12 protein-coding genes and 1 other RNA gene are annotated in these 14,380 nt (G+C 64.9%); 2 read left to right on the top strand and 11 right to left on the bottom strand.

The genetic code is table 11. The annotated features are described in order from the left end of the window. Positions 1 to 111: 111 nt before the first annotated feature. Positions 112 to 1,140 carry a UDP-glucose 4-epimerase GalE gene (gene galE / locus QZL63_RS06825; RefSeq protein ID WP_022308577.1) on the bottom strand — a complete coding sequence of 343 codons (1,029 nt, stop codon included), beginning with the start codon at positions 1,138 to 1,140 and terminating at the stop codon, positions 112 to 114. A gap of 140 nt (positions 1,141 to 1,280) precedes the next feature. Here galE and QZL63_RS06820 point away from each other — a divergent pair, with 140 nt between their 5' ends. Next, on the top strand, positions 1,281 to 2,288 hold the full coding sequence (locus QZL63_RS06820; protein ID WP_022308576.1) for a Gfo/Idh/MocA family protein: 1,008 nt from the start codon (positions 1,281 to 1,283) through the stop codon (positions 2,286 to 2,288). 73 nt (positions 2,289 to 2,361) lie between these two features. Here the strand turns inward: QZL63_RS06820 and QZL63_RS06815 are convergent, their stop codons facing one another. Continuing rightward, positions 2,362 to 5,082, bottom strand: coding sequence for a hypothetical protein (locus tag QZL63_RS06815; RefSeq protein ID WP_022308575.1), 2,721 nt, complete (start codon positions 5,080 to 5,082; stop codon positions 2,362 to 2,364). A 94-nt stretch (positions 5,083 to 5,176) separates the two neighbouring features. Between QZL63_RS06815 and QZL63_RS06810 the strand changes: the two genes are divergently transcribed. Beyond that, complete coding sequence (locus QZL63_RS06810; RefSeq protein WP_022308574.1) at positions 5,177 to 6,439, top strand: anaerobic sulfatase-maturation protein; 1,263 nt, start codon at positions 5,177 to 5,179, stop codon at positions 6,437 to 6,439. An 88-nt stretch (positions 6,440 to 6,527) separates the two neighbouring features. Here the strand turns inward: QZL63_RS06810 and rnpB are convergent. The 9 genes from rnpB to QZL63_RS06765 form a co-directional block, all read right to left on the bottom strand. Then, positions 6,528 to 6,944, bottom strand: an RNA gene (gene rnpB / locus QZL63_RS06805) — RNase P RNA component class A. A gap of 85 nt (positions 6,945 to 7,029) precedes the next feature. Beyond that, entirely contained in the window at positions 7,030 to 8,412 is a 1,383-nt protein-coding gene (locus tag QZL63_RS06800) for an aldehyde dehydrogenase (protein WP_022308573.1), read from the bottom strand. Between the two features lie 11 nt (positions 8,413 to 8,423). Continuing rightward, positions 8,424 to 9,257 (bottom strand): SDR family oxidoreductase, encoded by an 834-nt coding sequence (locus QZL63_RS06795; RefSeq protein WP_022308572.1) that lies wholly within the window; start codon positions 9,255 to 9,257, stop codon positions 8,424 to 8,426. Positions 9,258 to 9,311: 54 nt separating this feature from the next. Beyond that, entirely contained in the window at positions 9,312 to 10,340 is a 1,029-nt protein-coding gene (locus tag QZL63_RS06790; protein WP_022308571.1) for a VWA domain-containing protein, read from the bottom strand. 16 nt (positions 10,341 to 10,356) lie between these two features. Then, positions 10,357 to 11,346 (bottom strand): vWA domain-containing protein, encoded by a 990-nt coding sequence (locus QZL63_RS06785; protein ID WP_022308570.1) that lies wholly within the window; start codon positions 11,344 to 11,346, stop codon positions 10,357 to 10,359. 12 nt (positions 11,347 to 11,358) lie between these two features. After that, positions 11,359 to 12,150 (bottom strand): tetratricopeptide repeat protein, encoded by a 792-nt coding sequence (locus QZL63_RS06780; protein WP_022308569.1) that lies wholly within the window; start codon positions 12,148 to 12,150, stop codon positions 11,359 to 11,361. A gap of 13 nt (positions 12,151 to 12,163) precedes the next feature. Further along, positions 12,164 to 13,135: a hypothetical protein gene (locus tag QZL63_RS06775; RefSeq protein ID WP_022308568.1), complete on the bottom strand. Its 972-nt coding sequence runs from the start codon at positions 13,133 to 13,135 to the stop codon at positions 12,164 to 12,166. Beyond that, complete coding sequence (locus QZL63_RS06770) at positions 13,132 to 14,016, bottom strand: DUF58 domain-containing protein (protein ID WP_022308567.1); 885 nt, start codon at positions 14,014 to 14,016, stop codon at positions 13,132 to 13,134. Before QZL63_RS06770 ends, QZL63_RS06775 begins: the two co-directional genes overlap by 4 nt. 2 nt (positions 14,017 to 14,018) lie before the next feature. Continuing rightward, a partial coding sequence (locus tag QZL63_RS06765; protein ID WP_369677302.1) for an AAA family ATPase occupies positions 14,019 to 14,380 on the bottom strand: 362 nt, incomplete at its 5' end.

The following is a 14,380-nucleotide window of genomic DNA, read 5'->3' as shown; positions in this document are numbered from 1 at the left end:
GTATATGGAGGGGATTCGGTTTTTCTTTCCAATGGTTCGGTCCGGCTTTCCCGGTTGTCGGGTCCGCCCCCCCCCGTCCGGTCTCCGCCGTCCCGCGTCGGAAGTTTTTCCTTACTGGATGCCGCGGAGGTGTTTCTCCCAGGCCCAGGCCGAAGCGAGCGTCTCATCGAGCGTGCGTTCGGCCTTCCAGTCCAGCTCGTTGTTGGCCAGCGTCGGGTCGGCCCAGATGGCGATGATGTCGCCTTCGCGGCGCGGTGCGATTCTGTAGTTGAGCTTCAGGTTATTGACCTCTTCGAACTTGCGGACCAGTTCAAGCACCGAGACCCCGCGGCCGGTGCCGATGTTGAAGATCTCGTAGGGCTGCACGTTGCGGTCCTCGATCATGCGACGGATGGCGGCCACATGGGCGCGGGCCAGGTCCACGACGTCGATGTAGTCGCGGATGCACGATCCGTCGGGCGTCGGGTAGTCGTCGCCGAAGACCGAGAGGCATTCGCGGATTCCGGCGGCCGTCTGCGTGATGTAGGGCACGAGGTTCTGCGGCACGCCGCGCGGGAGCTCGCCGATCAGGGCCGACGGGTGGGCGCCGATGGGGTTGAAGTAGCGCAGGGCGATGCCCTTCAGTCCGGGATAGGCGGCCAGCGAGTCGCGCAGGATGTCCTCGCACATCTGCTTGGTGTTGCCGTAGGGCGAAGTGGCCGGTTTGCGGGGCGTCTGTTCGGTGACGGGCTGCTTGTCCGGTTCGCCGTAGACGGTGCACGACGACGAGAAGACGATGTTCTGACGCCCGAACTCGCGCATGAGCGAGATAACGTTCATGAACGACGTGAGGTTGTTGCCGTAGTATTCGAGCGGTTTCTGCACCGACTCCCCGACGGCTTTCGATGCGGCGAAGTGGATCACCGAGTCGAATTCGTACTGTTCGAAGACCTTGCGGAAGGCTTCGCGGTCGCAGCAGTCCACCTTGACGAAGGGAATCTCCGCGCCCGTGATGCGGCGCACGCCCTCGACGGCGCTGATGTCGCTGTTCGAAAGGTTATCGACGATGACCACGTCGTAGCCGGCATTGATGAGTTCCACGGTGGTGTGCGACCCGATGTATCCCGCACCGCCGCTGACCAGTACACACGATTTTTTCATGTAAGGAAGGATTATGTTTCTCACAAAGATAGCGAAAAATACGGGATTTCGCGCATCCTGCCGCAAGGAGTTGGAAAATCGTTCCGGGAACGGTGTGGTGTCCCGTTTTTTCCGTATTTTTGTCCCAAAACAAGCATGCGATGGAACGATTCAGAGTGGGCATTCTCGGTGCCGGGCACATTGCGGTGAAGATGGCGCGCACGCTGCGCGGAATGGAAGGGGTGGAACCCTATGCGATCGCTTCGCGCGACGGGGCGAAGGCCGCGGCTTTCGCCCGCGAGCACGGCTTCACGCGGTCGTACGGCTCCTACGGGGAGCTGGCGGCTGATCCCGACGTGGACCTCGTCTACATCGCTACGCCCCATTCGCACCACTATCCCCAGGCGCGAATGTGCCTCGAATGCGGCAAACCCGTCCTTTGCGAGAAGGCCTTCACGGCCAACGCCGCCGAAGCCGAGGCACTCATCCGCCTCTCCCAACAGCGGGGCGTATTCCTCGGCGAGGCCATCTGGACGCGCTACATGCCCTTCACGACGACGGTTGCCGATCTGGTCCGCGACGGCGCGGTGGGCCGGGCGCAGATGCTGACGGCCAACCTCGGCTATGCCATCGCCGACAAGGAGCGGATCGTCCGGCCGGAGCTGTGCGGCGGGGCGCTGCTCGACCTGGGGGTCTATCCGATCAACTTCGCCTTCGCGCTCTTCGGCACGGAGGTCGAGTCGGTGGCTTCGTCCTGCGTGAAGGGCCCGTCGGGGGTCGATATGCAGGAGAGCATCACCTTCCGCTACGGCGACGGCCGCATGGCCGTACTCTCCGCCACGGCCTGCTGTGCCACCGACCGGCAGGGCATCGTCTCGGGCGATGGGGGCTACCTGGTGGTGGACAACATCAACGACTCCTGCACGGCCGAGGTCTACGACACCTCCCATCGGCTTGTCGCGCGGCATGTCTGCCCGCCGAAGCTGACCGGCTTCGAGTACGAGGTGGCGTCGGCGGTCGAGGCGATCCGCGCCGGGCGCTGCGAACCGCGCGAGATACCGCATGCCGAGACGCTGCGGGTCATGCGCCTGCTCGACTCCCTGCGCGCCGCCTGGGGCGTGCGTTATCCGCAGGACGGTCTGGAACACCTCTCCACGCTCGGCCTCTGACGCAGGATCGGCCGCAAGGTTTTGGCGCCGCACCCCGTAAGGGAGTGCGGCGCTTTTCGTCGGAAGGACTGGCTCAGAAGGTGTAGCCCAGTTCGAGGTAGGCGTAGCGCCCCAGGTAGGAGGTCGTCGAGGTGAGGATGTAGTAGGTGTTGAACAGCGTGGCGGTGGCGTCCGGCCGGTTGATCAGATCGACGGCCCCGACCGAAAGGCTCAGCCGGTTCTCCTTTCCGAACTTGCGTCCGGCAGCCAGGTTCAGGAGGACGTTGTGTGTCGTCAGTTCGTGCGAGCGGCTGTTGCAGTAGAACTCGTAGCGGACGCCGATCTGTCCGAAATATTTTCCCAGACGCAGGTCGATGTTGCCGATGAGCTGCTCGCGCAGGTCGCGCGTGGAGGTCTCCTGGGTCGTGTAGGAGCTCATTACGGTCGAGGAGGAGATGTCGAGCCGGATCTTCTCCGAAAAACCCGAGTTGAACCCCGCCGTGACCGAGAGCGAGTGGTTGCCCGAGCGGTAGAGTCGCTCGTCGAGGTAGTAGGGCGTCTGTCCGAAGTTGTAGGAGAGGCTGCCGCGGAGGGTCGAGCGGATCGGGGCGATCTGCTGCGAGTAGAAGAACGATCCGCCGACGCGGTAGCACCCGCCGACATTGACCTGCGAGGAGAGCTGCGCTCCGGGCTGCGCTGTATAGTCGTACTCGGGGAGGTAGGTCTCTTCGAGGAAGAGGCGGGTCCGCGAGGTGATGTAGTTGAACGTGTAGGAGCCGTAGAGCGTCACCGAGCAGTTGAGGGCCTTCTCGGCGTTGTTGAGCGACAGGGAGGTCGATCCCGACAGGTCGTTCGGCTGCTGCAGGCGGTCGTTGCCCGTGCGCAGCGAAAGGGGGTTGGTGGCGTCGAGCGTCTGGCGCAGCGCCTCGACGGGGATGGTCTGCGAGTAGGAGCCGATGTGGAGCGAGAAGTTGCGCCGCGGCGAACCGACCGAGAGGTCGAGCGTCGGGTTGAGCTGCAGGAAGTGCCGCGGGAAGCGGTGCCGCTCGGGAAAGCGCTCGCTGCGCACGATCTCGCTGGCCGAGAACTCGACCGATCCGAACAGGCGGAAGCGGTCGTCGTAGTAGCCGCCTCCCGAGCGTACCGTGTGGCGGCGGGTGTCGGTCGTGTAGTCGTAGCTGTTCACCGTATCGACGACCCCCTGCGGGTCGTTCAGGTAGTCGCGGGCGCGCTGCCGCGAGCGGTTGTGCTCGCGGGCGAAGTGGTAGGAGAGGTGGATCTGGCCGTGTTCGCCCAGCCGGTAGCGATAGGCTGCCGAGGCGTTAATGTTGCAGCGGGTCCCCTTGCCGTCGTTGTGCAGCCGAAGGCGCAGCCCGGGGGTCGAGGCCAGCGTGTCGGTCTGCCGGCCGTCGCTGTCGCCTGAAGAGTAGTTCACGCCGGCCGAGAGGTTCATCGACGAGCGGGGCGAGAGGCGGAAATCGTATCCGGCATTGAGTGCGGCGTCGATGTTGCGGCGGTCGTTGTCCGTGTGCATGTCGGTCAGGGTCTGCTCCCCGTCGATGCGGCGCAGGGTCCGGCTCCCGCTGCGGGAGTCGAAGCCGCTGAAGCGGGCGTTGGCGCTGGCGAAGAAGGAGTTCTGTCTGCGGCGGATGACGGTCATGTTGCGGATGCCTACCCCGAGCGAGCCGGAGCGCGACGTGCTGCGGCTCTCGTCGCTGCGGAGCGTGTACTCGTCGGTGGGAAAGTAGTCGCTCAGCGAACTGTCGAGCGAACTGCTCCGCTCGCGGGTGAAGTCCACGGCACTCATCACCGAGGTCGAGTCGCCGCGGCGGAGCGTATGTTCCAGGGAGGCGTGGGTGCGCTGCTGCGGGGTGATCCGCGAAGTGAATGCCGCATTCTCCTTCTGCCCGTCGTCCTTCGAGTTGTGCAGGTCGAGACGCAGGTTGCCCCGCTCGCTGTTGCGGTAGAGCGAGGCCGACTCGGTGTGGCGGATCTCGTGCCGCCCGGAGTTGTCCTCCTCGAGGCTGGCGCCGAGCGTCGCCTCGAACGATCCGCCCCGCAGGACGGCGCGCTTGGATTTCGTCTCGATGTTCATCACCTTCTCCTTCCCGGCGGCGATGTCGTTCGTCCGCCGGGCCTCGGGCGAGGTCTCCTCGTAGATGCGCACGTGCTTCACGTCCGAGGCCTCGAGGTCGGTGAGCACGTGCTGCGTGGCCTCTCCGAAGAGGTCGCGGCCGTCGATGAGCACGCGCTTGACCTCCTTGCCGTTGGCATAGATCTTCTCGTTGCGGATCTCGACGCCGGGCAGCTGCCGGACGAGTTCGCCGAAGCGGTCGTCGGCCAGCGTCTTGAAGGCGCCGGCGTCGTAGACCGTCGTATCGCCCCGGAAGACCATCGCCACCCGCTTGCCGACCACCACCACCTGTGCGATCGCCTGCGGGTCCACCTCCATCCGGACGGGAACCGTGTAGCGGAATTCGTCGGGGGCGTAGCGTTTGCGGAAGTTCCGGTAGCCGACGTAGGAGACCTCCAGATCGACCGAGTCGCGGAAGATGCGGTCGCATGCGTAGGCGGCGACCACCTCGCGGTAGTAGTCCCGCTTGGCGGTGGTTCCCTGCAGCGTGTCGCCACGGCTTGCGATGCGGACCGTGGCGCCGATGAGCGGATCGCCCGTCTTCCCGTCCTCGACCACCACCAGGGCCCTGTTGCTGCGGGGACCGAAATACTGGGGCCCGCCGCCGTGCGGGGTGCGGGCACGGGGCGCTCCGGGCAGCACGACAAGCAGCGCGAGCAGCAGCGGGACGAGGCGGTTCAACGGCGGGACGGTTTGCGCGAAGATAGTGATTTTTTCGTATATTTGTCCATCCGCCTCTCCGGAAAGGGCGAGGTGGAAAGACGCCCCGAAAAGAATGAAGCAAAAGGAAATCTTCACCTTCCGCGATGCCGAGAAGCAGGCGGGTCCCGTGGCCTTCTCGACGATGGTCAAGCCTGCAGGCTCGGCCTGCAACCTCGACTGCCACTACTGCTATTATCTGGACAAGGCCGTGCAGTACGGCGGACGCCAGGCCGTGATGCCGGACGACCTGCTCGAGTGCTACATCCGCCAGTACATCGAGGCCAACGAGGTGCCGACGGTAACCTTCTGCTGGCACGGGGGCGAGCCGTTGCTGCTCGGGCTCGACTTCTACCGGAAGGCAATGGAGTTGCAGCAGCAGTATGCCGGCGGCAAGCGCATCGAGAACACGCTGCAGACCAACGGCATGCTGGTCGATGAGGCGTGGTGCGAGCTCTTTGCCGCGAACAACTTTCTGGTGGGCCTCTCGCTCGACGGCCCGCAGGAGATCCACGACGCCTTCCGTGTGACGAAGGGCGGGCGGCCGACCTTCGAGCGGGTGATGCGCACGGTGGAGCTCTTCCGTCGGGGCGGCGTCGAGTTCAATACGCTCAGCGTCGTGAACCGCCTTTCGGAGGGACGCGGCGCGGAGATCTACCGTTTCTTCCGCGATACGGTGCGGAGCCGCTACATGCAGTTCCTGCCGGCCGTGGAGCATGTGGTTGATGTCGCGGGGTACCACCGCCCGCTGATCGTCTCGCCCGAACGCGAGGGGGCGCGGCTGGCCGAGTGGTCCGTGACGGCCGATGGGTACGGGCGTTTCCTCTGCGACGTGTTTGACGAGTGGGTCGTTGCCGACGTGGGCCAGTATTTCGTACAGATGTTCGACGCGACGCTGGCCCAGTGGTGCGGCGTGCGGCCGGGGGTCTGCTCGATGGGCGAGACGTGCGGCGATGCGCTGGTCGTCGAGCACAACGGCGACGTCTATTCGTGCGACCACTTCGTCTATCCCGAATACCTGCTGGGCAACATCCGCGAGACGCCGCTCGCGGAGATCTACCGCTCGCGGCGGCGCATCGAGTTCGGGCTTGCCAAACGCAACGCCCTGCCGGCCGAATGCCTGCGCTGCGACTATTATTTCGCCTGCCGGGGCGAGTGCCCGAAGCACCGCTTCGAAACGGGGCGCGACGGCTGCCGCAAGAATTCGCTCTGTGCGGGCCTCAGACGCTATTTCCAGCACGTGCATCCCTACATGGACCGGATGCGGGAGCTGATTGCCCGGGAACAGTCGCCCGCATGGGTCATCCCCTTCGCCCGCAAGCGCATGGGACTGATGTGACCTCTCCGGGTGCGGGTCGGACAGTCCTGTGGCGGATAACCGCCCGGAACACGAAACGAGGGGCTCCCCTGCGGGATACCCCTCGTTCTGCTTTGCAGGCCCTGTAAGCCGGGTTCTGTCCCCGGAGCGGACTCCGGGTCTCTGTCATTTATCTACGACGGCAGTCACCTGCCGCCTCAAGCAACCTACCCCCCGACATCGGACGAGCCATCCTTGATTGCCGGTATACACGGTCTTGCAACCCACGGGACGTACGGCCGGATGACATTGCTGCCTCCGCGGTGGGCTCTTACCCCGCCTTTTCACCCTTACCCGCCGTTCGGAGCCGGAGACCTGCGGCATCGCACGGATCCCGTCGTGTCCCGAATCTTCCGCCGGCGGGCGGTCATTCTCTGTTACGCTCCCACAACCTCACGGCTGTCAAGTCGTTAGCTTGCGTGGCGCTCTGTGTTGCCCGGACTTTCCTCCCCCGGCTTGCGCCGGCGGCGACAGAGCGGACCTGCGCTGCAAAGATACGAAAAATTTCCCGCGAGACCCCGGCCTCCGGTGATTTTTTGCTGCGCTCCGCAGCGGACGGGCGCGGACGGCGGTCAGAGGATGCGCTTGACCCAGCGGAAGAAGCGGTAGGGCATGTAGCGGAACGGCGGATCGATCCAGGTCGGGGTGGTCACCGTGGCCCGGCGGTGCGAGAAGGCGTCGAAGCTGTCGCGGCCGTGGTAGCGGCCCATGCCCGAGTTGCCTACTCCGCCGAAGGGGATCTGCTCGTTGGCGATGTGCATGATCGTGTCGTTGAGGCAGGCGCCGCCCGACGAGGTGTGCAGCAGCACGTCGCGGCCTGTCCGCTCGGGCCCGAAGTAGTAGAGCGCCAGCGGCTTTTCACGCGAGGTGACGAAATCGACGACCTGCTGCGCCGTGTCGAACGGAATGACCGGCAGTACGGGCCCGAAAATCTCCTCCCGCATGACCGGAGCGTCGGGATCGACCTCCGCGAGCAGTGTCGGTTCGATGTAGCGCTCCGAGCGGTCGGTGCGCCCGCCTGTGAGAATCTTTCCCTGGCGGAGGTAGCCGGCCACGCGGTCGAAGGCCCGGTCATTGACCAGGCGGACGTAGTGGCGGCTGCGCTGCGGGTCGTCGCCGTGCAGCTGCCTGATGGCCCGGGCGTAGGCTGCCGGGAACTCCTCGAGGAGCGAGCGGTGGAGCAGCAGGTAGTCGGGGGCGATGCAGGTCTGCCCGGCATTGAGCGTCTTGCCCCAGGCGATGCGGCGTGCGGCGATCCCGATATTGGCGCCGCTGTCCACAATGCAGGGGCTCTTGCCGCCCAGCTCCAGGACGACGGGGGTCAGGTGGCGTGCGGCCGCCTCCATGACGATGCGGCCCAGTTCGGGGCTTCCGGTGAAGAAGATCAGGTCCCAGCGTTCGCGGAGCAGGAGTGTATTGACATCGCGGTGGCCCTGTACGACGGCGACATACTCTTCGTCGTAGATCTGGGCGATCATCCGTGCAAGGGTGTCGGCCACGTGCGGGGTGTAGGGCGAGGGTTTGAGCACGGCGGTGCATCCGGCCGAAATGGCCCCCACCAGGGGGTTGAGCAGCAGCTGCACGGGGTAGTTCCACGGGGCGACGATGAGTGCCGTGCCGAGCGGTTCGGAGAGGATGCGGCTCAACGAGGGCTGCAGCTTGAGCGGCGTCGGCCGGTGCTCGGGACGCATCCAGTGCCCGAGGTGGCGCAGGTGGTGGCGCACCTCGCCCCGCACGATGCTCAGCTCGGTGAGGTAGGCCTCCTCGGGCGATTTGTGCAGGTCCAGCCACAGCGCCTCACACAGCGCTCCCTCCCACTGCACGAGCGCCTGCTCCAGGCGGCGGAGCATCGTGCGGCGGAAACCGGCCGGGAGGGTGGCTCCCGTGCGGAAATAGGCATTCTGGGCCGCGCGGATTGCGGCGATGCGGTCTGAGGAGGTGCTTGCGGGTGTCATGGCGCTTCGGTTTATCGGTTGGATGTGTGGTTGGGGGTGCGTCGTCCGGTGAAGTGGTCCATCGTGCGGTAGATCCCCATCGCGTTGCCGACCAGGGCGTCGAACAGCTTGTCGGGCAGCAGTCCCTGGACCAGACGGATGAAGTGGAATCCCCACGGCAGACCGCGGAAGGTGCGGTTGTGCTCGACGGCACGCACGATGCGGCGGGCCGTCTTCTCGGGATCGAGGATCGGCACCAGACGCGAACGGACGCCGGCAAACATGCCCGTGGCGATGTAGTAGGGGGCTACGGTGGTGACATGCACCCCGCTGCGGGCCTCCTGCAGCTCGATGCGCAGGGAGTCCGACCACCCGATGACGGCCCACTTGCTTGCTGCGTAGACCGACATGCGGGGATTGGAGATCATCCCGGCGGCCGAGGCGATGTTGCAGATGTGCCCCTCGTTGCGCTCCAGCATGCCGGGCAGGGCCTGCAGCGTGAGGTACATCGGGGCCGTGGCATTGACGGCCATCGTGCGTTCGATCTCTTCGGGGGTCTGGCGGTCGAAGGTCTTGTTGCCGGTGATGATGCCGGCGCAGTTGATGAGGATCTCCACCGGACCGCATTCGGCCGTCGTGCGGGCGAAGGTCTCCTCGACCTGCCGGCGGTCCGAAACGTCCGCGCGGTAACCCGCCGTCCGTTCCGGGGCGGCGTAGGCCGCCAGCGAGGCGGCGATGTTGCGCTCGTCGATGTCCCATACGACGACCTTGCGGGCACCCCGTTCGAGCGCCAGCCGGCCCATGATCCGGCCGATGCCCGAGCCTCCGCCGGTGATCAGCACGCATTTGTCCTTGAATCGGGTCATATTCTTGTTCGGTTTCGTGTCGAGTTCCGGGCGTATTCGGCCCCTGCCGGGCGGTTACCTCTTCTCGCGGAAGATGTTCAGGTGGGCCAGCAGCGGGTTGCGGCGCGGCAGGAGCAGGAATTCGGCCAGCAACAGCACGAGGGCGGCGATGAGCAGGTACTGGTACTGCTCGTTGAACTCCTCGAAGCGCAGGGTCGAGAGCTCCGCCTGCTCCATCGAATTGATCTCCTTGACGATCTCGTCGAGACCGATATCCTGCTTCGTGGCGCGGACGTAGGCTCCGCCGGTCGTCTCGGCGATCTGGGCGAGCATCTGCTCGTTGAGCTTCGAGACGACCATTTCGCCCTGCTCGTCCTTGATGAACTCTCCGTCGATCTGGATCGGGGCCCCCTCGGGCGTGCCGATGCCGATCGTGTAGATGCGGATGCCCTGTTTGGCGGCCCGTTCGGCCACGGCCAGGGCGTCGTCCTCGTGATTTTCGCCGTCGGTGATGAGGATCACCACGCGGCCGTGCGGCTGCTCCGTGTCGCCCGAGAAGGAGAGCAGCGCCTGTTCGAGCGCCTTGCCGACAGCCGTGCCCTGCACCGAAACCAGCGAGGGGTCGATGCGGCGGGCAAAGGCCCGGGCCATGCGGTAGTCCGAGGTGATGGGCAGCTGCACCTTCGGCTCGCCGGCGAAGACGATCAGACCCACGCGGTCCTGCTTGAGCCCGTCGAAGAGCTTGCCGATGGCGTATTTGGTCCGCTCGAGGCGGTTGGGCTCGAAGTCTTCGGCGAGCATCGAGTTCGAGACATCGACCACCAGCATCATCTCGATGCCCTGGGCCTTCTCCTCGCGGAGTTTCGACCCGAACTGCGGGCGGGCCGCCGCCAGTGCGATCAGCAGCACGGCCGCGGCGAAGAGCAGGAACTTGATGACCACGCGGCCGTTCGAGACTTCGGGCATCAGCCCGTCGAGCACCTCCGGACGGCCGAAGCGGGCCAGCCGCCTGCGGCGGTTGCGCATGGCCAGCCAGAAGAGGGCCGCGAGCACCGGAAGGGCGGCGAGCAGCCAGAGGTATTGCGGATTGGCAAATCGGAACATGTGCGTAGTGCGTTTTTTACGGTATTCGTTTCAGCACGAGGTTCGCGAGGAGGAACTCGGCCAGCAGCAGCCCCAGCGCCGCGAGCACCCACGCAAGGAACTGCTCGTGGTAGGAGAGGTGCTCGGTGACCTCGACCTTGCTCTTCTCGAGCTGGTTGATCTCGTCGTAGATGGCCTTGAGCTTGGCGTTGTCCGTGGCGCGGAAATAGCGGCCTCCGGTCATCTCGGCCATGGCCGTGAGGGTCTTCTCGTCGATCTCGACTTTCTGCTTGACGAAGGTGATGTTGCCGAACATGTCCACGGCCGGATAGGGGGCCATCCCCTCGGTGCCCACGCCGATCGTGTAGACGCGGATGTTCTGCGCCTTGGCGATCTCGGCGGCGGTGATCGGGGTGATCTCGCCGCGGTTGTTCACGCCGTCGGTGAGCAGGATGACGACCTTCGACTTGGCATCGCTTTCGCGCAGGCGGTTGATGGCCGTGGCCAGTCCGTTGCCGATGGCTGTGCCGCTGTCGTCGATCAGGCCGCTGCGGATCTGCGCGAGCAGCGTCTGCAGGGTGCTCTGATCGGTGGTCAGGGGGCTCTGCGTGAAGGCTTCGGCGGCAAAGGCCACCAGTCCGATGCGGTCGCCGTAACGGTCGGAGATGAACGATCCGGCCACCTCCTTGGCCGCCGTGATGCGGTCGGGCTCGAAGTCGCGGGCCAGCATCGAGGCCGAGACGTCGATGGCCAGCATGATGTCGATGCCTTCGGAGGAGGTGCGTACGTTCTGTTCGATCTGCTGCGGCCGTGCCAGTGCGACGACGAGCAGCCCGAAGGCGGCGGCCCGCAATGCGAAGGGCAGGTGGCGCAGGTAGTAGCGCACGCTCTTCGGGGCGCGTGCGACGCCCTCGACGGTCGAGATCTGGATGGCTGCGCCGCCCTGCATCGTCCGCCAGACGTAGTAGGCGATCATCGGTGCGAGCAGCGTCAGCAGCCACAGATAATGGGGTGATGCGAAATGCATGGTCGTGTCGTTTTACCAGTTTTTCTTGCCGCGGACCACGACGCCCTGGCGCTTCTCCTTGAGCTTCTCCTGCGTCTTGTCCTCCTGGGCCTGGATGGCGTCGAGCATCTGCTCCTGCTCCTGAGGCGAGATGCCCGAAGGGGTGGGCTGTCCCTTTCCGTCGCCCTTGTCGCCCTGGCTGTTATCGGGCTTCGCGGGCTGCTGCTGCGGGTCGCCGTCCTGCTTCTTGTTCGGATTGTTGTCGCCCTGCTGCTGCTTGTTGTCGCCCTGCTGCGGGTTTTGCTGCCCCTGGCCGTTCTGGTTCTGCTGGTTCTGATTCTGGTCCTGGTTCTGCTGGTCGTTGCCGCCACCGCCGCCGTCCTTGTTCTGGTCGTCGAGCAGCCGCTTGGTGTAGGCATAGTTGTACTTGGCCTCCATGTCGGAGGGGTTGAGTCGCAGCGATTGCTTGTAGCTTTCGAGCGCCTCCTTGTACTTCTTCTGCTTGAACTGGGCGTTGCCGAGGTTGTAGTAGGTCTCGGCCAGCTCGTTGTCCGTGCGCAGCGTGTCGGCTGTGGCCCGGAGGATGGTCTGTTCGGCGGTGTCGAACCGTTCGGCCTTGTAGAGGGCGTTGCCGAGGTTGTAGGTGGCCTCGAAGGATTCGGGGGCCGCCTTCAGTGCCTCCTCGTAGCGTTTGATCGCCTCCCCGTACTCTCCCTTGTTGTATTGCCGGTTGCCCTTGCGCACCAGCGACCGTTCGGGCATCTGCTGGGCCGTTGCTTCCGTGGCTGCAAGGAGGACGAGGAGTATGCAAAGCATTCTGTACATCGTTCTTGCCGTTTTAGGGTTGCGTCGGGTCGGGACCTTCGGTGGGAGCATCCTCCTCGACGAGCTTGGTCTCCTCGACGAAATAGTAGGCCTTCAGGTAGCAGGCCTCGTTCTCTTCGGCCTCGGGGGCCGCCTTGGCGAACTTCACCAGGTCGGCCACGCGGAGGATCGCCGTGAGGTCCATGCGGGCCTTGTCGGGCAGTTCGACGGGCTGCATCGCCGCGATGATCTCGTCGGAGGTCATCTCCATGGCGCCTATCTCCCAGCGGGCCGCAATGTAGGTGCGCAGGATGTCGGTGATGCCCGAGTAGTACTGCTTGTGGCGGTTGTTCTGCCAGAGTTTCTGGTTGTGCAGCGCCTCGAGGGCCTGGATGGCCGCGACGTGCGGCGGCAGGGGCGGGGCCGGGCGGAAGAGGTCGCCGATTCGTTTGCCGCGGCTGCGGAGCCACCGCACGAGCCCCCAGGCTGCGGCTGCAATGAGCAGCAGCGCCGCGGCGCCCCAGATGAGGTAGGTGCGGATTTCGCCCAGCCGGAACGGCAGGTTGTGCAGGTCCTTCACGTCGTAGATCGACTGAGAGGTGGAGTCGATCTCGAAGGTCCCGACCTTCAGATAGATCGAGTCGCGGCTCGACAGCGTGTCGAGGATGTTCTTGTCGGCGTAGAGCACGTGGGCCGTGCCGAGGTTGTAGTGTCCCTCGTCGAAGGCGGCCAGGCGGTAGCGCTTGCGGAGCTTCAGGTGGCGTCCGTCGCGCTCGAGCGTATCGACCGGCAGGCTCTCGACCAGTTCGATCTGCCCCTTCGGGTCCTCGAACTCGGGGAACTCGACCACCTGCACCAGATCCTTCTCGACGTCGATGACGTAGTCGAACCGGTCGCCGATGGCGATGCTGTCCGGTTCAACGTGCGCCGTGACCCGCGGCGTCTGCTGCGCCGCGGCCGTTGCGCCCGCCAGCAGGAGGAGCGCTATGGCAAAGAGTCGTTTCATCGCTGTTTGAAGAGTTTCATCAGTTCGGCCACGTAGTCGCCGTCGGTCGATACGGTGGCCGTGTCGATGCGGTTGTGTTTGAGCGTGGCCTCGATCTCGGCGCTGCGCTGCCGCCACGATTCGGCGTAGTGGTCGCGCACGGCGCGCGACGAGGTATCGACCCACACCTTGCGGCCCGTTTCGGCGTCGCGCAACTCGACGATCCCCACGTCGGGGAGCTCCGTCTCGCGGGGGTCATAGACGCGGATGCCCACCAGGTCGTGGCGGCCTCCGGCGATCTTCAGCGCGTCGTCGAGGGCCGAGCGGTCCTGCGACGAGTCCATGAAGTCCGAGAGGATGAAGGTCGTGCACCGCTTCTTGTTCACATTGGTCAGGAAACGGACGGGCTCGGAGAGCTTCGTTCCGGTCGATTCGGGCCGGAAGCCGATGAGTTCGCGGATGATCATCAGGATGTGGCTGCGCCCCTTCTTCGGGGGGATGAACTTCTCGACGCGGTCCGAGAAGAAGATGCACCCCACCTTGTCGTTGTTCTCGGCGGCCGAGAAAGCCAGCACGGCGGCGATTTCGGTGATGATGTTCTTCTTGAGCCTTTCGGTCGAACCGAACATGCGCGATCCCGAGACATCGACGACGAGCATCATCGTCAGCTCGCGCTCCTCTTCGTAGACCTTGATGTGGGGCTTGCGCGAGCGTGCCGTGACATTCCAGTCGATGTCGCGCACGTCGTCGCCCGCGCGGTACTCCCTCACTTCGGAAAACGACATGCCCCGTCCGCGGAAAGCCGTATGGTACTTTCCGGCGAAGATCTCGTTCGACAGACCGCGGGTCTTGATCTCGATCTTGCGGACGCGCCTCAGAATATCGTTTTCGCTCTCCTGCATCGTCAGGGAACAATTACGTTGTTCAGGATATCGGTGATGATCTCCTCCGAGGTGATGTTCTCGGCCTCGGCCTCGTAGGTGAGTCCGATGCGGTGGCGCAGCACGTCGTGGCAGACGGCGCGCACGTCCTCGGGGATGACGTATCCGCGGCGGCGGATGAAGGCGTAGGCCCGGGCGGCCTTGGCCAGCGAGATTGACGCACGCGGCGAACCTCCGTAGGCGATCAGGTTCTGCAGCTTCTGGAGGTTGTATTCGGCCGGCTCGCGCGTGGCGAAGATGATGTCGATGATGTATTTCTCGATCTTCTCGTCCATGTAGACGTCCTCGACCACCTTGCGGGCCTTGACGATGTCCTCGGGCGAGA

It is taken from the genome of Alistipes sp. CAG:268 (assembly GCA_000434235.1).
Classification (GTDB): Bacteria; Bacteroidota; Bacteroidia; order Bacteroidales; family Rikenellaceae; genus Alistipes; species Alistipes avistercoris.
The sequence above is the reverse complement of the archived record's forward strand: the minus strand, read 5'-3'. Positions and strand labels throughout refer to the sequence as shown.